Source organism: Paenibacillus kribbensis (genome assembly GCF_002240415.1).
GTDB classification, from domain to species: domain Bacteria; phylum Bacillota; class Bacilli; order Paenibacillales; family Paenibacillaceae; genus Paenibacillus; species Paenibacillus kribbensis.
The window spans coordinates 796272-814481 of the sequence record NZ_CP020028.1 but is presented as its reverse complement, the minus strand read 5'-3'; the positions used below and the strand labels follow the sequence as shown (position 1 = coordinate 814481).

Sequence of the window (18210 nt, the reverse complement as noted above, 5' to 3'; positions counted from 1 at the left end):
TTTTTTACAAAAACAACCCTGCAATCGTTGCCGACAGCACGCTAACCAGCGTCGCCCCGTACAACAGCTTCAGACCAAAGCGGGCCACCACATTTCCCTGCTTTTCATGCAGACCCTTCACCGCCCCGGAAATGATACCGATGGATGAGAAGTTGGCGAAGGATACGAGGAATACCGATACGATCCCGATCGTGCGCTCAGACAAGCCTGTTTGTTTGGTCAGATCCAGCATGGCCACAAATTCGTTGGATACGAGCTTGGTAGCCATAATGCTGCCCGCCTGAACCGCCTCGCTCCATGGAATCCCCATGACAAAAGCGAACGGTGCAAACACATAACCAAGCAGTGCCTGAAAGCTGATTCCAAACACCCAGGTAAAAATGCCATTAACCATGGCAATCAGCGCCACAAATCCAATCAGCATCGCTGCTACAGTTATAGCGACTTTGAAGCCGTCCATAATGTATTCGCCGAGCATTTCGAAAAAGGACTGCTTTTCTTCCTCTTGAACCTCCAGCAAATCGTCTTCCTTTTCAATCTTGTACGGATTAATAATGGAAGCGATAATAAAGCCGCCGAACAGGTTCAGCACCAATGCGGTAACGACATATTTGGGGTTCAGCATTTGCATGTAAGCCCCCACGATCGACATGGATACGGTGGACATCGCAGATGCGCACAACGTATATAGCCGATGTTTTGGCAGAAGGCCAATTTGCTTCTTAACGGAAATAAACACCTCGGATTGACCCAAGATAGCTGAAGCTACAGCGTTGTAGGATTCCAGTTTACCCATTCCGTTTACTTTGCTCAAGATAATGCCGATATATTTGATAATGAACGGCAGGACTTTAATATATTGCAGAATCCCGATCAGCGCGGAAATGAACACGATCGGCAGCAATACATTGATAAAGAAAGGTGCCGCCCCCTCATTTGCAATCCCGCCAAACACAAAACTGATCCCTTCACCCGCATATTTCAGCAGGCTACCGAACGCTTCGGCAAATCCCGTGACCAAAAGTTCGCCAATATCTGTGTTTAGCAATATAAAAGCAAGCGCCGCCTGCACTACAACCATAACCGCCAGCGGACGATACCTGATTTTGCGCTTATCGCTGCTGGCAATGTAAGTCAGTCCAAATACAACAAGCAGCCCCACTAAAGCGATGATATATTTCATTTTATTATCCCCCTTATTACATTAAGCGCTTACATCATCTATAAAAAGAACGCGCCCCCGCAAGAGGCATTCTTTTTTTTATTTCCCCAAATCCGCGGGACGAAAAGCACCCGGCAATAGTTTTTCCATCGTCCACTCTTCCGTGTTGCCATGAAGGTTAGTCAGATATATTTTGGTATCTGAATGGGCAAATTCGGAAATGACCTGACGACAGGCACCGCATGGAGATACAGGCCCTTCTGTGTCTGCTACAACCGCAATCGCATCAATTTTACGGCAGCCTTCGGATACCATTTTGAAAATCGCCGTCCGTTCTGCACAATTGCATAAGCCGTAGGAGGCATTTTCCACATTACATCCGCTGTAAATCGTGCCGTCGCTACCGAGAACCGCAGCACCGACCTGAAAATTGGAATACGGAATATATGCCTGTTTGCGCGCCTCAAGCGCTTCCTGAATCAATTGATCCTTCATCCGCGAATCCCTCCATGACTTTAAAATGAACTTAGTAGGAAGATGTAGACTGCTCGCCCTCGATGATTTTCACACCGGAACTTGCACCGATCCGACTTGCGCCTGCTTCTACCAACTTTTGCACGTCTTCCAGACTGCGTACGCCGCCAGAAGCTTTAACCCCAATTTCAGGTCCTACCGTTTTACGCATCAAAGCCACGTCTTCCACAGTCGCCCCGCCAGTAGAGAAACCAGTCGAGGTTTTCACAAAATTCGCTCCCGCTTTCACGGACAGCTCACATGCCAGCACCTTCTCTTCGTCAGTCAGCAGACTGGTTTCAATAATCACCTTTACCAGTGTACCGGCTGCAGCTTCCACGACCGCACGAATATCCTGCTCAACGAGCTGTAGATCACGTGCCTTCAAGGCGCCAATGTTAATAACCATATCCACCTCAGTCGCACCGTTAGCAATAGCATCCTTCGTTTCAAATGCTTTCGTTGCCGACGTGTTCGCTCCAAGCGGGAAACCGATAACCGTGCAGGTAGCTACGCCCGTGCCTGCGAGCTGTTCTGCTGCATATGCTACCCACGCAGGATTCACACATACGGAAGCAAACTGGTATTTCTTCGCCTCAGCGGTCAATTTCGTAATTTCATCCTTCGTCGCATCTGCACGCAACAATGTATGGTCGATTAATGCTGCAATGTTCATATCTAAAAGCTCCTTCATTTGATAAATAGTGTGAAGACAAATGTCCTTTATTTCTGGTGATGGGATCATCATAGCACGGCTTTGAACATATGTAAAATACATTTTGAAATTTTGTTCAAACCTGCTCATGAGACAGTCACCTACAGTTCACATTACCCTGTAGACGCACGCCAAAACCGGATGTTTACCCGAAATGAAGCCAAATGTTTATTGCAATAGAGCTTGTGCCGTAAACTGATCCGTCACCAGAATATTCGCGTACTTGCCGCGCAATGATGCCCGGATAGCCTCCACTTTGCGCTGTCCACCTGCTACGAGAATAGCCTTCTCCTTCTTGCGCAAATCTGGCAGATCAATACCAACGGTACGGCTATTGATTTCGTCACTGCATATATTGCCCTCATCGTCAAAAAAGCGTGAGCAAATATCGCCCTTGCCGATTTTTTGCAGCAGCTTCTGCTCCTCTTGATTAAAATATCCCAGTCTGAACAGCAGCGCATCCTCCTTGACCGTTCCCACCGTAAACACGGCAATGTTCGCCTGCTTGCCAAGTTCAATGATCCGCTGGATGTGCCGATCCTGCTCAACCATTTTCTTAACGGCCTGACTATCAAAAATCACAGGGAGCGGCAAATACCGTGCAATCGTGTGAAAGGCTTCCGCGAACAAGTTTACCGTCTCCACGGCATAGGTGTTGACATGCGAATGGCTCACGCCTCCTTTGAGCTGAACCACCTCAACTCCCTTAACCTGCTTTTGCTGGAGATGGAGTGCCACTGCATGCATTGTCGTTCCCCACGTCACCCCAATAATATCCGCATCTTGCACCGTTTCATGCAAATAATCGGCTGCCTTTTTGCTAATATGCTTCTTGATCTCCTGATATTCATTTACTGGCGAGTAGCAAACCAGCACGGTATCCAGTCCGTATTTCTTTTTGACCTGTTCTCCAAGCGCATCCATATCCTCCATGGGATCAACAATACTGATCCGCACGTATCCCTGCTCCTTGGCAGCCTGAAGCAGCCGCGATACCGTAGGACGCGAAACCCCGAGTCTGACCGCGATATCCTGCTGGCTATAGTCGTTCAGATAGTATAATCTGGCTGCCTCGATACTTAATCGCTGCTTTTCATGATCCATTCTACCTCCACCCGCTTATCTTAAAATGTAGTGACATCACCTAAGTTACTCTTTTGGAAGATTTAACTGCTAGTTTGTGATATTCTGTAATTAACTGAAACAGTTTCACCGCATCCTCAACTTTATAGTTCCATGTGTCAAAACGCAATAGCTAACCGGTTGTACCGTCACTTCACAACAACCTGTAGTGGACTTATTTGAATATGTAAGGAGAATGGCTATGTCTGAGTTTATTGTGTGCAGTCTGGCGGACAAAAAGTTCGCTTTAAACTTTCTGGAAGTGGAAGAAGTCATGATTGCCAAGAAAGGAACACCGCTTCCCTTTTCCAAGGCATGGCATGAAGGGATGGTCACCATCCGTGACAGCGTATTTACGATTCTTAATTTACGAAAAAAACTATTGCTTCCCGCTTCAACCGAGTCCTCTGAGGACAAAATGATTTTGCTGAGCCGAGCGAAGATTGCTCTAGTCGTCGATCAGGTGGAGGATACGGCTTCTGCCGAGGACAGTCAGCTACAAAGCAATGAAGAAGAGTGGCAACGCGAGCTGTTTCCTACCGTGCTGGAGCATCATGGTGCCCTCATTCCGGTGCTGGATATGGACGCTTTTCTCGCTTCCACCAAAACAAGCTAAAAAGCTTTAAAGCTTGCATGCCAAATACTCCCGAGTCTTGAGCCAGCTTGCGCTCATCGTTCGGGAGTATTTTCGATTATTGAAATTCTTTTGTTGGAGTTCTTATCCCTCTTTCATGTGAACCAGCGTATTCAGCTGCTCCAGCAACGTATTTCCGCCAGTCAGCGAAATGGTGCCGATCTTCTCGCAGATTTTTTCCAGGAACTCCAGCTCTTTGAGACGATAGAGGGTAGCATTTTCGTCCATCAGCTTGGCCGTATTGAGCAGACTACGAGTGGATGCCGTCTCTTCGCGGCGTGTGATGAGGTTGGCTTGCGCCTTCTTCTCGGCCAGCAGCACCGTATTCAAAATATCCTTGATATCCCCCGGCAAAATAATATCCTTCACCCCAGCCGACATAAAAGTCACTCCATACTCGCCGCTCTGCTCATTCAGACGAGTCAAGACATATTGAGCAATTTCCTGCTTCATTTTCAGCAAATCATCCAGCTTCATGGTGCCAACGTATTCACGCAGCAACAGTTGAAGCGTAATATACATTTGCTCCTCGAATGCCCGAAACTCCAACGCCCGCAGCGGGTCGATAATACGATACTGACAGACGAAGTTGAGGCGCAGCGTGATTTTATCCTCTGTCATGATTTCCTGTCCCATCAAATCCATCTGCTGCTGTCGCATATCGATCGTTTTGATCTCTGTATTCACCGTAGACATCCAGAAATAATACTTGCCTGGCTTCAGTTCCCCTTGCAGCACGTTATCATAGTACAGAAAGCCCAGCTCATAGCTGGCTACCTGAAGCGCCTTCCAGAAGCCTGGTGTCTTGGATAAAAAGGCTTGCCCCAATGCCTGATCAATCGCAGGCTGCCGGGTATCTGCACGAACAAAGCGATGCTCCTTGAGCACGTTCCAATACGCATATTTTCCTGCTGTCAGCAGCTCCACAAACTTATTATCCTCGTAATGCAGTACATATTCGTGGTCCTCAACCTCTACGACATCCAATTGCTCCTGCAATAGGGGATCGTTCAAAAACAGGCGAATATCATAGTCTGGTACAAAAAACGGTTCACCTACATTCAAAATTTCAACCGTTTCCTGCTGAAATGTCTTCAACAAGTAAGTCCCTGGCAGCAGCAGCTTGTGGTAGCTCCCCTTTTTGAACAACAGTCCGCGTTCATCGGATTTAATCGTTACTTTTTTAAACATCAGTATCACTCCTAGTATTTAAAATCCTCAACTTAAAAGAGTGTTTTTTCTACGTATGGCGGCTCCGCGATCCATTTGATCTTCCGATCGCTGTTGCCCCTGAATTTTTGGATTTGATAAACCCCTTATAGGGTTAAAATTCAGGGGCAAAGGCGAACGCTTCGCTTCTCCAGATTCAAATGGACCGCTCCGCAGTTCGCACGTTATAGTCAAAACACATTTTTAAAATGAGAATTCTTCATTTTTATTCGTTGTAGCAGGGTTAGTGACCCTTGCAGAGCATCCCTCCGGTGTGGACGGCGGGGCCAAGCTTAAGGAAAAAGGAAGGTGCCACCTACTCCCGTGTTCTGGGGATAGGATTCATCAGCCCAACATCGACTGTGAATCACTATCCCCCGAAGCCTCGGGCCATGTCGGCGCTTGCTCTCTCCGGTATCCGCTGACCACATAGCCATCACCCCGGCATCTGTCATCGAGACCAGACATGGGATGCTCTCATCCGGGTCTTTTCATAGTTTTTATTCGACCATTCGAATACTCTACCAGAAGTCGCGTGGAAGGCGATTGGGAATCGAACCCTAATGTTGGTGGATGCGCAAGATTTACAGGATACCTCACCCGATACGGGCAGGCACTGCGGGACCTTTGGAAATCCTCGCCTCGGTAATATCTTCCTGCATCAGCCTTCATCATTATCACGCACACCCGCCCTCGCGAACATGGCGAAAGTATTACGACCCTGTAAAAAAACAAAAAAAGACACGGGTGAAGCACTGTTGCTTACTCCGTGTCTTTCTTTATATAGCTATCTGTCGCGTTTAGATCTCGGGCCAATATTCTGGAATATTTTCGTCATTTCATATTTATCAAGGATTAAGCCCTGAATATTAGCCTATAGATGGGTATAACTTGCCTTAGGGGTGTCATGTGCCAATTCATCTTTTTCATAGGTGAACCAGTAGCTGATGACCTGGCCGGATGAAAGTCCACTGACCTTTTGTTCCCAGGCTCCATTGTTCTTCGTCATGTGATAATTCATTTGATCGCCGCCGGACACGGTATAGTGGACATCCGCAAATGCCGATGTACTCTCCGGCCGGAACGTAATCAACGCCTCGGTAGCGGAAATTTTGGAAATCCCTGTCGTTGTAGTAGGGGCAGCCTGATGCGTATAACTCGCTTTAGGGGTGTCATATTGCGCTCCCGCTTTTTCATAAGTAAACCAGTAGCTGATGACCGCCCCGTTGTTGAGGCCTGTAACCCGCTGCTCCCAGATGCCGCTGTTGTTTGTCATGCGGTAATTGAGCTGTTGACCACCGGACAAAACATAATGCACATCAACATAGGCGGAGGCTGTTTTGGGTGTAAATTGAAGCAGTGCTTCGCTGTCGCTGACAAAACAGGCTTGTGCGGTGTAATCCTTCGTTTCTCCGCCACCGTCATTACCACCACCAGATGCTGCCTCCGTAGTTACCTCTACAGCATTGCTGGCCGCAGACAGGTTCCCGGCTGCATCGCGAGCCTTAACGGTAAAGCTGTACGAGGTAGCTGCATTCAGACCTGTAATTGAAGCGGAAGTACCGCTTACCTCTGCCGCCTGAGCTCCGTCCTTATAAACGATATAGCCCGTAACGCCAACATTGTCTGTGGCTGCATTCCATTCCAGAGTAACCGACGAAGACGTTTTGCTCGCAGTCCGCACATTTGCCGGGCTGGATGGAGCCTGTGTATCAGGCTCGGTATTGCCGCCATCACTTCCATTTCCGGTATTAAAACTGTTAGGCTGCACGGTAATGCTGTGTCCATCCGAGAAGGTTACTGTTTTGACCTGATTGGTAAAGTTGTAGGCTACATAGGTTTTCACTCCGTTTTTATTGAAAACGGCATAAATCGGTGTATTGGCTGTGACGCTGCGGTCGAGGTTGCCTATTGCATCCAAATTGTAGATCCAGTGGTAGGCATTCGCTTTGGAATTCCCAGCCTCCGGTGTCATGGCCGCCGCGCGTGCACTGAATTTGTCCTTGGCCTCGGACGGGTCCGAGATCGCTCTGTACATGAACACGATATCTTCCCACGGACTAAAATTCCCACCGCTCTTTTTCAACAGATCGTTATAATTTCTAGCCGTATACTCCGGATATTGCGTCAAGTAAAGGGATGCAGAGGTGATCGGAAGCCAGTTGATACCGTGCACCTCTGCGGGATTACTGGTCCACCATGTTGCATTCCCCACCGTTTTACCGCCCCAGATCATGCTTGCCGTCGCGCTTCCCATTCCTGCAGGGTTGTTTGTGCCATGTACATCAAACCAGTATTCGTTAATCGCATTCATTTCCGTTGTATATAGATAAATACCCAAATCACGAATTTTCGTATTTCCTGTGGCCTCGCCCCATAAAATAACACCAGCCCAGGCATTCATCGCCTCTGAGGAGGATTCATTGTTGTTGCCATCGCCAAATTTGGCATGTCCGGAAGCCCAGGTGTGCCCGGCATAGGGATCAAAATTACGCAAATACGGAAATTTCGAATCAGATCTGTCGGTATTGGCAATATCGCGAATGAGCAATTGCACCATTTGTCCCCATTGGGAATCGGATGCCCAGTTCTTGTCCACACGTGCAATTTCGGCCGCAGCCTTAATAAAGTAGCCGTAATGGAAATGATGGTCATTTAATTCTATTGCACTGCCAAAGCTGTCAGGATAACCGATCAATGTCCCCCAGTTGTTGTTATACACAAATAGACTGGAGCCTTTCAGATTCCCCGAGCTGTCACTGGCCTTAAACCAGTCCTGCAGCCGACTTTTGATCTCATTGCGGAACTGGGTCGCTGCTGCGGTATTGCCAACCTGGTCGGCGATCGGCGCCAAAGCTGCCAGCTTGCCCAGACGTTTTCCTGTCCAGTACGTGTCCCCGTCGCCGGAGTAGTTTTCCGCTTTCGCTTCGTTTACGTAACTGTTAAGCGTATTTTTATCATAAGACCCCAAATCCGGCAGGGAAGGGAGTACCCCTGAAAATTTCATCTTCGTTTGAAAAGAAGTACCTTCTGCCGTTTTCATCAGACCGCGTACAGAATTATACGTGTAGCCAAGCAGGGGCTGTGATGAATTTTTCCACTGATGTGGATACAAGGCAAAAATAGTACCGGCTTGTGTACCTTCCTTCGCTGTTGTTGTAACGTTAAAAGTGGTCGTTACCTCGGAAGAGCCTTCGTTATAGCTGTACTGCGCTTTGGAGTTTGTAACGAAAGAATAGGCGTATTGCTGAAATTTGTCCAAGGTCTCTGCTGTTTTGTCAGGCAAAGCCGCCACTGTAAAATAGTTTTTCCCGTTCAGCTGATTGACCAGCGTATTCGTTCCCAAGCCGGACCAGGTGCTGCCGGAAGGACCGAACAGGCCATAGTGTGAGCCATTGATCGTAATGCCAAGCACAGGGGAGTTGGCTGACCCGGACCAGACCTTCGGGACCTCATTAAACGAGAGCTTGGGATTGCCGCCGCCAAACTCAAAATAAACATATGGGGAACCGTGTCCGTAGGTAGCGCTCATTTTGTTGCTACCGCTTTGAAATAATGATTTGACAAACCAATCGCTGAAGCCGTCTACCTTGGCATCCGGAAATGAAGCAGCTGCAGAATGACCAATGGTAAAATCGTTCTTTTCATCCATCCAGCCTGCTACGAATCCCGGATTTACAGTAATCTTCCCGCTCGGGTTAAAGATACGCAAGCCATTTTGCTGATTTTTCAAGGCAATGGGGTGGGGATATTGGGCCTCAGAATGAGACACCCAGGCCAGACTGCTCCACCAGTCATTGGTAGGCATCGCTCCGGTTACATTCGCTGTTTTATAAATTTCGTTTTGCGGAGTAGCTGCTCCGGCAGGCAGTGTCGTTGAATAGGAGCCAGCACCTTGCTTAACCTCCCCCGAAAAGGCTTTAGTAGAAACCGGCGCAGCCAAACATATCAGACTGGCACTTAACAAACATAACAACTTTTTTTTCATAACTTACATCCTCCTTTATATTCTTTAATCCCTTACACTGATCCTCCTTTCAAGTCTTCGATCCCTTATGCTGCAATGATTTTCCCATTTCTTCCAATCGGGATTCGACTACATTGTGCTTCATCCCGATTTCCAGGTCAATCCTTTTATCGCTATTTTTCAACTAAATGAGGCGAAAGCACCTTAAAATCTCAAAAGAAAAAAGGACGAAAGTCCCGTATATACGCAATTATGTTATATAGTTTTTTTGGAAAAGTCCTATAAAATCGTCGTTTCGTATTTTCGTATTGAAAACGTAATCAATCACGTAAATGCGACTTAAGAACTAGTGATCCAAAACTTGCAGCACTAGGCTTTCATTCACCCCATAAAACATTCACATCATCAGGTGTTCATTGCATAAGTTATTCATCCTATTAACCATTCACCCGATAAATGTTAAGTATAAAAAAAAAGATCCTCCAGGCTTTTTAGCCCTTCAGATCCTATGATTTGAATCTTTAAATAGTAAGCTTTGAGTCTTTGAATCTTTGAATCTTTAAGTATTGAATCTTCAAGTCTTTAGTCTTAAGTCTTTAAGTCTTTAAGTCTTTAAGTCTTTTCGCCTTCCCTATGCCCTACCTCATTTCGGAAAAATGAGTGACTTTGTTGCGGTTAGCAGCGGAGCGGAGGGGTTGAATCTGGAGAAGCGAATGCGTTCGCCTTTGCCCCTGAATTTTAACCCTGTAAGGGTTTATTCAATCCAAAAATTCAGGGGCAACAGCGATCGGAAGATCAACCCCTTCGCGAAGCGCCTTCCCCCACCCACAACTCACTCATGACTCTCGCCCAAAATACCCTTCTACCTTCAAATCCACGCCAACCTGCGTCACGTTTAGATCCTGCAGCCCAACCGCATCGCTCATCGCGGACACACCTTCCCCTCCCAAAAAGCCCGGGGCTGCGCGTCCTCCAACCAGCTTCGGCGCAATATACAGGACAAGTTTGTCTGCCAGGTCTTGCTGTACGAACGAAGCGTTCACCTCGGCACCGCCTTCTACGAACACTGACGACACCTCGGCCGCACCCAGAATATCCAGCATTTGCGGCAGATTAACCCGATCGGTGTTTGCATCCTGTGTTGGGTATACCTTCACACCCAGCTGTTCCAGCTGGCTTCGTTTGGCTTCATCATAAGCTCTTCCTGTGAATATCCAGGTAGGCGCTTCTCCATCTGTAATGACACGAGCATCCAATGGAATACGCAGCTTGCTGTCCAGAATGATACGAATCGGATTCCTTCCTTCCGGCAGACGCGTCGTAAGCTGCGGATTATCGTGAATCACGGTTTGCACACCGACCAGGATGCCCACATGCTCATGACGAAGACGATGCACATCCTCCCGTGCCGCCACAGACGTGATCCATTTGCTTTCCGAGGTGCGGGTGGCAATTTTACCATCCAGCGTCACCGCCGATTTGATCGTAATAAAAGGACGCTTGCTCACAATATATCGGTTAAATACTTCATTCATGCGGATCGATTCCTGCTCACATACGCCGACGATGACCTCGATGCCCGCATCTTTCAAAATCTGTACCCCTCTGCCCGAAACCAGCGGGTTCGGGTCCAGCGCAGCGATCACCACGCGGCGAATGCCAGCCTTCACAATCGCTTCTGCGCACGGGCCTGTCCGTCCGTGGTGGGAGCATGGCTCCAGTGTTACATAAATCGTTGCTCCCCGAGCATGCTCACCCGCCATACGCAAAGCATGAATCTCCGCATGTGGCTCGCCGGGCTTCAAATGAGCGCCAATCCCGACAATACGGCCGTTGTTAACAATCACGGATCCGACGAGCGGATTCGGTTCTGTTTGCCCTTTGGCGCTTCTGGCATTTTCCAACGCAAGGTGCATATATTTTTCGTGAGTGGTCTGAGTGCTCATAGAACCTCCCTGAAATCGAAATCCCGCAAATGGCCGGACCGTTCCACTTTAGTATTCAAATACCGTTCATTATATTGCGATACATCGCCCCACAGCGGCATACGCCCAGCTACGTTCATACCCGATTTCTTCAAGGCATCCAGCTTTTTTGGGTTATTTGTAATCAAAGTGACCGGTTTTTGTCTCAGATGACGCAGCACATTAATAGCATCTACATAATTGCGGGTATCATCTTCAAAGCCCAATTGATGGTTGGCTTCGACGGTATCCATGCCCTCTTCCTGCAAAATATATGCCATGGCTTTGCTAAACAAACCGATCCCGCGACCTTCATGATTGGCCAGATAAAACAATGCACCTGTTCCATGCTCCACAATCATTTTCATGGATTGGTGAAGCTGAAATCCGCAATCACAACGCTTGCTGCCAAAAATATCCCCAGTATGGCAAATACTATGCATACGAACAAGTGCATTTTCCGACTGTTGAAGATCGCCATATACCAATACACTTGACTGTTGTCCCTCTGCCAAATTCAGTGTCGACAATCGCTTCACAATCGTGTCAGCGGTCGCGTTCAGCAAGTCCTGACGATCAGCCTCATCCCGCACAGGCAACCAGCAATACCATTGGAAAACAACGGTTTCCCCTTCCAGATTAACTGGCAGCTTGATCGGTCCTACCAAAATCGTCGAAGATTGCTCTCCACGAATCGTTTGAATCTTATCGTTAAGCAGCGTAGCTACATCTTTTTGGTTCATCTCTTTGCACCATCCTTTATATCACTCTATCTATTTGAAAGCCCTTGGTTATTCAAAGGCTAGTGGTTGATTTACACGATTGGGCTACCTATTTGTGAAAAATGCTCATGAAACGTGGATTCCATCGTCAGTTGCCGTTCCTGAAGCTCGGTCACAGCCGGTCGCCGTCCGTCTTCGAACGCCTTCAAGCCTGCTGCGGTGTATCGCCCCGCCTGACGTAAACGAAGAAGCTCGCTCGCCAGCACATCGGCATCCTTCAAGGCTGCATTCAGGCCAAAAGCTCCGGTAGGTGTCATCGTATGCGCCGCGTCTCCAATGAGGACCAGTCCGTTCTGCGTCCACGTCTCACTGCGGCTGCTGAAAATATCCAGCGGCACAAAGTCCTTCCATGAACGGATGTGATCATGCACGCTATGCTCCAAATCCGGGAACGCTTCTGTAAACAGCTGTATGAACGGTTCAAAAGATTGCTTAAACAGCGTCGAAAAGCTGCCCTCCTCCACATTCCAGCCAATTTGGATATAGCCCTCAGCCTGCGAAAATAAAGACAGCTGTCGTCCGTTGACCAGCGCCAGGCGTGTCACAGGCTCCCATCCGGCAGGTGCCGTGATTTTCGCCCATAGCAGATCATAGCCGTGCCGGATGTTCGTCACAGGCATCTGTGCCAGCTTGCGCACCGTTGAATAGCGACCGTCCGCCCCGACAATCACAGAGCTGTGAACCGTAATCTCATGGCCGCTTTTTTCGCGAGCGGTCAGGCCCGTGTAGCCCTGTTCACTGTCACCTTGCAAAGCAGTCACTGTCGTGCCAGCCAGGTAACGAAAGGATTCATACGTTGAAGCCTGTTTCAGCAGAGCCTCTAAAAAGCGGGGCTGTGGAATGTGAATCCCCACATTCCCGTCCGGGGAGTCCGGCTTGACCATTTTCATCTGCTGCTGATGCTCCCAATATTCGATTCTCGTTGAGGGAAGAATGTAATCCTCATGAATTTGTTCGAGCAGCTTATGCTTCCCAATCACCTGCTGACCTTCATCATTTAAAATTTCACCGCGGAAAGCCTTTCCCGCCACACTCTGCCGCTCAACCAATATTGTAGAAACACCGTGCTCCGCCAGCAAACAGGACAATAAAGTCCCTGCCGGTCCCCCGCCAACTACGCACACTTCACATTCCAGCTTCATCTGACTTCCCCCTACATCCAAACCATGACCTCAACGCTTAGTCCATACTTTATTCATTAAATCACATTATCATTATAATATTAAAATTTTAAGTATCATATATGAATGTACATATTGAATCCAACGAGTTACTTTATGTAACAAAGTATATTTATATCATACAATTTCGTCAAGTAATAAATTTATACAAAGTAAAATCATTTACTTTTAACAGTGAATCGTTAATAATAGGAGCATGAGGTGATCTTATGAACATTCCGCAAATGTGCCCACGGTTTGAAAAAGCTATGGAGCTACTGAGCAAGCGCTGGACGGTGTTGATCGTATTTCAACTAACTAACGGTCCGCAGCGTTTCGTCGCTATTGAGAATTCAATCCCCAATTTAAGCGGGAAGGTCCTTTCCGATCGCTTGAAGGAGCTTGAGGAAGAAGGAATCATACAACGTATGGTTTATCCTGAGAAGCCGGTTCGGATCGAATACTCCCTTACGGATAAAGGACGCGATTTAGCTCCATTGTTTGACCATATCGGTAGTTGGGCTACCCGCTGGATTGAAGTATGCCATGATAAATAACACGATCTGCTAACATGCCAAAGAACGCCTTTGCCCGGGTACAATTCGTACTCATCCGCAAGGCGTTCTATTTCTTTATGGACGTAGTAAGTGAAATGTTCCACTTATATATCGCTTATATCGCTGCCGCGCTCCATTTCCTCACGGATAGCTTGCACCCGTTTTTTCCCCCAGTCATACATCATCTCTACAATCGGTAAAATCGTCATCCCCAGTTCGGTCATCGAATACTCCACCTTTGGCGGCACCTCCGGATATACTTCCCGGTGTACAATACCGTCCTCCATCAGCTCCCGCAACTGGTTGGTCAGCACTTTATGAGACAGCTTCGGAAACAGCCTCTGCAGGTCGCTAAAGCGGTGCGGCCCTTCCACACCCAAATGCCACAAAATAACAACCTTCCACTTCCCGCTTAACACCGACAGCGTCAATTCCTTTTCGCAATTATAGTCTCCGTTGACGATCTTCTCCCGTATTTCTTCTCTTAGCGTATCAGACATATATCGATTAACTCCTTCTAATTCATCATGTTCCTACAGCCCATAGTAACCTGCAGGTAACCTCCTTACTTGAAAGTGCATTCTTCACAGCCTGACGAAACCATCCTACAATAATAGTATCATTTTACATTCAAGGAGGAATCAAGTATGAGTAAAAAAGCTCTTTTTATTATACCCCCGGAGCGCTTTAATGAGGATGAATTGTTTAAACCCAAGGAAGCGCTGGAGCAAGCAGGCGTTACGGTGACGCTGGCGAGCACAAAAACAGGTGAAATCATCGGTGACTACAACGGTAAAGCGACTGCTGAAATTATTTTCTCAGACGCGGTCCCTGCCGATTATGATGTAGTATCTGTGATCGGTGGTTCAGGAACGAATGACTATCTGTGGAATAACGCAGATCTCCAAGCCCTGCTAAAACAAACTCATGAGCAAAAGATTCTGTTGTCCGGTATCTGCGCGGGTTCCGTAGCTGTGGCCCAAACTGGACTGCTCTCCGGCAGAACGGCTGCGTGCTATCCAGTGGACGTACAGAAAGATCAACTCCAATCGCATCAAGCCAAATATGTGGCTCAGCATGTCGTTGCGCATAGCGACATTATTACAGCCGATGGTCCAGATGGCGCTCAGGCGTTTGGCGAAGCTCTCGTTCAAGCCCTGCAATAAATCACAGCCGAAGCTCCCGGCAGTTGTCCTTAGCTAGCAATACAAAAAACCGCTTCACGTTCTCGCCTTAGTGAAGCGGTTTCTTTGTGCCGATTTCGTGCCGATGTGTCCAAATGAATTGTCGTATCTGGATTGGCGTGCTAAGTTAGAGAAATCGACGTTTTAGCATAGGAGGCTTCTGCCGTGATTATGAAGGGCAAAATCCATTTACATCAGGTAACGTCCGAATCATTACGACTGGGCGCCTTACTTTCATTAGTAGGGGGCTTTTTGGACACATATACCTTTGTTGGAAGAGACGGCGTATTCGCCAACGCACAGACAGGCAATATCGTACTGCTGGCTGTCAAAATCATTCAGGGACACTGGGTTCAGGCGTTAGTTTATATCCCGCCCCTGATCGCCTTTACGCTGGGTGTTTTTGTTGCTGAAGGGATTAAACGAAAATCGACCCACCGCCTGACTCCAGACTGGACTCGCGCTATTCTTTTACTGGAAATTGCAATTTTCTTCATCGTAGGACTCATTCCGCAGGGGGTTCCCAATACCGTGGTGGTGGTGATCGTCTCATTCGTCACTTCTGTCCAAATGACTTCCTTCCGCAAGCTCATTGATGTGCCATATACCTCAACCGTCAGCACCGGCAACCTTAGATCAGCTTCTGAGGCTTTGTATATTGCCATTACGACCAAGGACACGAACGCTGCCATTCGAGCGATGCGTTACGGTGTCATCCTGGCAGCCTTTTTGGTTGGTGCCTTGCTGGGGGGATTTCTGACTTTGGCTATTGGGGATATTGCCATTTGGGGCGCTGTTGTTGCACTCATTTTTTCTTTTATTTTATTTACGGAAAAAGAAAAGTGGAAGCTGCCCCTGCGTCACTAAGTCTGTAGTATTACATTACCTCTGAACAAACTGCCGCTGGGCCGTTTCAAAAAAACTCAAAAGATCCTCGCGGGATGGGAATGCGGCCTGTGCTGATTGGTTGCTGCCGCCCCCCTTCCCTTGGAATGCGCCCAGATTCTCCTTAAAAAATGCCCCGCAGGCGACCGCCTGTGTGCCGTTATGTGCCAGAATGATTTTGTTGTCTGCTGTCGTCGCTAATAAAACAAGCAAATCATGTTCAGCTGTCAGCTTGGCAGCCATTTGCTGTACTTCCTGAAACGATTTTTGTTCAAACATATGGGCAAGAACGTGCCCCTGAACAGCAGACAGCAACTCTTTCGCCTGATACGAAGCATTTTCCTCCTGCAGGAGTTCCATTTGCGCCCTGAGCTGCTTGTGCTCCTGCTCCCACTTTTCAAATCGGGTCAAAATGTCCTTTCGCCCGGTATTAAACTTCGCAGATAACACGTCCAGAATCCGAACACCCTCGTTAAAGTCCTGAAGCGCACGTGCACCGCATTTGAAATGAATTCTCGCCATGCCCTTCTGCTTTTCCCATTTCAGACATTTGATCATCCCAATTTCCCCGGTCTGAGCCACATGTGTGCCACCGCAGGCATTATATTCAATGCCTTCAATCTCAACAATGCGAATATTCTCCGTCACCTTGGGCGTTTTCACAAGCGGGATATCCTTTAATTGCTCATGGGTTACAAAATAGCTTTTTATGCTGCGGTTGCTGTAGATTTGGTGATTTACTTCCTGCTCGATTGCCGATAGCTGTGCAGGTGTTATATCCGAACAGTTTACATCAATCGTGGCGTACTCTTGTCCCAAATGAAAGCTTTCTGTACGCGCGCCCAACAGCTCCAGACAAACCGCTGACAGCAAATGCTGCCCGCTATGCTGCTGCATATGGTCAAATCTGCGCTCCCAATCCAATTGGCAGGCCACTTTCCCCTCCTCCGGCAAACGTTCTACCTGATGCCAAATGTCCCCATCCTCAAGAACAACATCTAATACACGAATGCCCTGAATCGTTCCTGTATCACACGGCTGACCTCCGCCATTCGGATAAAAGGCCGTTTCCTCGAGCATAACAAAAAATGTTCCGTCTCTTTCCATGCTCTGTGTAATATGAGTGTCCCACTCCGTAAGATTCGGAGTGGTGTAATATAATTTTGTCGTCATTTAAAAGCTCCTCGCTTTAGGCATCAAATTAAAAGAACCTTCAGGCCAAACACCAACATCCACTTTATTATCGAGCACTTGATTGTAAATATCAATGGAGGGGATTATACCCGAAAGGATAAGCAGAATCAAAAGATAGTAAAAATAATTTATAATTCATGCATTTTTTTGATCTAACAGGCCCAAATTATCTCTAATAAAACCCAAATCGCCAAAGGGAGAGGAATATAATAATGACTACCACAAGCATAAACGGATACTCGATGCATTATATTGATGCTGGAAAAGGAATCGCTATCCTCTTCATTCACCCTCCGGTTCTCACAAGCTTAAATTTTACATACCAAATCCAAGGGCTAACCCCTCATTTTCGAACGATTGCTTTTGACATCAGAGGACACGGTCAGAGTCAGGCTTCCGAACAAACGGTTACTTACCCTCTAATCGTCCAGGATATGAAACAACTGATGGACCAGATGAGCATAGATAAAGTTTTTTTGTGTGGCTATTCTACCGGAGGCTCGATCGTGCTTGAATTTCTCCTGACTTATCCGGAACGGGCGTGGGGAGGGATCGTGATCAGTGGAATGTCGGAAGTAAACGAATGGCGGCTAAGAAACAAAATTGCTTGGGGCATTGCACTCTCCAAACTCAGAGCAGTCGGTACGATTGCACTTTCTAATGCTTGGTCGCAAACGAAACAGTTCTCTTTGTTCCGTGAATTATTCAACGATGCAAAACAGGGAAATTCGAGAAATGTCGAACAATATTACCGATACAGCTTGAAGTACAACTGTACCTCGCGGCTCGGGGAAATCCATCTTCCTGTCCTGCTCGTTTATGGGGAAGATGATAAGCTCTTTCATCCTTATGCCAACATATTACACCAACAATTGCCGAAGAGTGAGCTTGTTTTCATTAAAAAAGCCGATCACCGCCTTCCTACGAAGGCCGCCGAACCATTGAACGAACTGATCAAGCAGTTCGTAGACCGCTTCAGCCTTTAGTGCAAATCCTACAGGTAAATTCCGCATATGTATACCCATCTCCCCCACTCCTGATACCGCATCTTTGCCTGTATATGACCTCGCATATGGCCTGCTCATCAAAAGAAAAAACAATATATAATATTTTACACAATGTATTTATACAAATTATGCTAAAGTCATATATAGTTTAGATA

The 18210-nt window shown here is 47.4% G+C and carries 17 protein-coding genes; 5 read left to right on the top strand and 12 right to left on the bottom strand.

Features of this window, described 5'->3' with window-relative positions:
* Nucleotides 1–4 precede the first annotated feature (4 nt).
* The 4 genes from B4V02_RS03640 to B4V02_RS03625 all read right to left on the bottom strand — a co-directional run bounded on the left by B4V02_RS03640 (nt 5) and on the right by B4V02_RS03625 (nt 3494).
* Nucleotides 5–1183, bottom strand: coding sequence for a NupC/NupG family nucleoside CNT transporter (locus B4V02_RS03640; RefSeq protein ID WP_094153776.1), 1179 nt, complete (start codon nt 1181–1183; stop codon nt 5–7).
* Nucleotides 1184–1261: 78 nt separating this feature from the next.
* Nucleotides 1262–1657: a cytidine deaminase gene (locus tag B4V02_RS03635; RefSeq protein ID WP_007432256.1), complete on the bottom strand. Its 396-nt coding sequence runs from the start codon at nt 1655–1657 to the stop codon at nt 1262–1264.
* 31 nt (nt 1658–1688) lie between these two features.
* Complete coding sequence (deoC, locus tag B4V02_RS03630; RefSeq protein WP_007432257.1) at nt 1689–2351, bottom strand: deoxyribose-phosphate aldolase; 663 nt, start codon at nt 2349–2351, stop codon at nt 1689–1691.
* A 207-nt stretch (nt 2352–2558) separates the two neighbouring features.
* A complete protein-coding gene (locus B4V02_RS03625) occupies nt 2559–3494 on the bottom strand; it encodes a DNA-binding transcriptional repressor DeoR (protein ID WP_007432258.1) in 936 nt (311 codons plus the stop codon).
* 220 nt (nt 3495–3714) lie between these two features.
* Here B4V02_RS03625 and B4V02_RS03620 point away from each other — a divergent pair, with 220 nt between their 5' ends.
* Entirely contained in the window at nt 3715–4128 is a 414-nt protein-coding gene (locus tag B4V02_RS03620) for a chemotaxis protein CheW (RefSeq protein ID WP_094153775.1), read from the top strand.
* Between the two features lie 102 nt (nt 4129–4230).
* Here the strand turns inward: B4V02_RS03620 and B4V02_RS03615 are convergent, their stop codons facing one another.
* From B4V02_RS03615 to B4V02_RS03595, 6 genes are all read right to left on the bottom strand, one after another.
* Complete coding sequence (locus B4V02_RS03615; protein WP_094153774.1) at nt 4231–5337, bottom strand: slipin family protein; 1107 nt, start codon at nt 5335–5337, stop codon at nt 4231–4233.
* Nucleotides 5338–5700: 363 nt separating this feature from the next.
* Nucleotides 5701–5823: a hypothetical protein gene (locus B4V02_RS26940; protein WP_256873697.1), complete on the bottom strand. Its 123-nt coding sequence runs from the start codon at nt 5821–5823 to the stop codon at nt 5701–5703.
* Between the two features lie 406 nt (nt 5824–6229).
* Nucleotides 6230–9343, bottom strand: coding sequence for a glycosyl hydrolase (locus B4V02_RS03610; RefSeq protein ID WP_094153773.1), 3114 nt, complete (start codon nt 9341–9343; stop codon nt 6230–6232).
* Between the two features lie 815 nt (nt 9344–10158).
* Nucleotides 10159–11268: a bifunctional diaminohydroxyphosphoribosylaminopyrimidine deaminase/5-amino-6-(5-phosphoribosylamino)uracil reductase RibD gene (ribD, locus tag B4V02_RS03605; protein WP_094153772.1), complete on the bottom strand. Its 1110-nt coding sequence runs from the start codon at nt 11266–11268 to the stop codon at nt 10159–10161.
* A complete protein-coding gene (locus B4V02_RS03600; RefSeq protein WP_007432264.1) occupies nt 11265–12029 on the bottom strand; it encodes a GTP cyclohydrolase II in 765 nt (254 codons plus the stop codon). Before B4V02_RS03600 ends, ribD begins: the two co-directional genes overlap by 4 nt.
* Before the next feature lie 71 nt (nt 12030–12100).
* Nucleotides 12101–13210 carry an FAD-dependent monooxygenase gene (locus tag B4V02_RS03595; RefSeq protein WP_094153771.1) on the bottom strand — a complete coding sequence of 370 codons (1110 nt, stop codon included), beginning with the start codon at nt 13208–13210 and terminating at the stop codon, nt 12101–12103.
* Nucleotides 13211–13458: 248 nt separating this feature from the next.
* On the opposite strand from B4V02_RS03595, the gene B4V02_RS03590 reads away from it, so the two are divergent.
* On the top strand, nt 13459–13785 hold the full coding sequence (locus B4V02_RS03590; RefSeq protein ID WP_007432266.1) for a winged helix-turn-helix transcriptional regulator: 327 nt from the start codon (nt 13459–13461) through the stop codon (nt 13783–13785).
* Nucleotides 13786–13889: 104 nt separating this feature from the next.
* Here B4V02_RS03590 and B4V02_RS03585 read toward each other — a convergent pair whose 3' ends face one another.
* Entirely contained in the window at nt 13890–14285 is a 396-nt protein-coding gene (locus B4V02_RS03585) for a winged helix-turn-helix transcriptional regulator (protein ID WP_007432267.1), read from the bottom strand.
* Between the two features lie 147 nt (nt 14286–14432).
* On the opposite strand from B4V02_RS03585, the gene B4V02_RS03580 reads away from it, so the two are divergent.
* Together B4V02_RS03580 and B4V02_RS03575 are read left to right on the top strand one after the other, a co-directional pair.
* Nucleotides 14433–14951, top strand: a complete 519-nt coding sequence (locus B4V02_RS03580; protein WP_094153770.1) for a DJ-1/PfpI family protein — start codon at nt 14433–14435, stop codon at nt 14949–14951.
* A gap of 183 nt (nt 14952–15134) precedes the next feature.
* Nucleotides 15135–15836 (top strand): YoaK family protein, encoded by a 702-nt coding sequence (locus tag B4V02_RS03575; protein WP_007432269.1) that lies wholly within the window; start codon nt 15135–15137, stop codon nt 15834–15836.
* 15 nt (nt 15837–15851) lie between these two features.
* Here the strand turns inward: B4V02_RS03575 and B4V02_RS03570 are convergent, their stop codons facing one another.
* Nucleotides 15852–17027, bottom strand: a complete 1176-nt coding sequence (locus tag B4V02_RS03570; RefSeq protein WP_094153769.1) for an alanyl-tRNA editing protein — start codon at nt 17025–17027, stop codon at nt 15852–15854.
* A gap of 233 nt (nt 17028–17260) precedes the next feature.
* Between B4V02_RS03570 and B4V02_RS03565 the strand changes: the two genes are divergently transcribed.
* The gene (locus B4V02_RS03565) at nt 17261–18034 is read left to right on the top strand and encodes an alpha/beta fold hydrolase (protein WP_094153768.1); all 774 of its coding nucleotides are present in this window, start codon (nt 17261–17263) and stop codon (nt 18032–18034) included.
* Nucleotides 18035–18210: the final 176 nt, after the last annotated feature.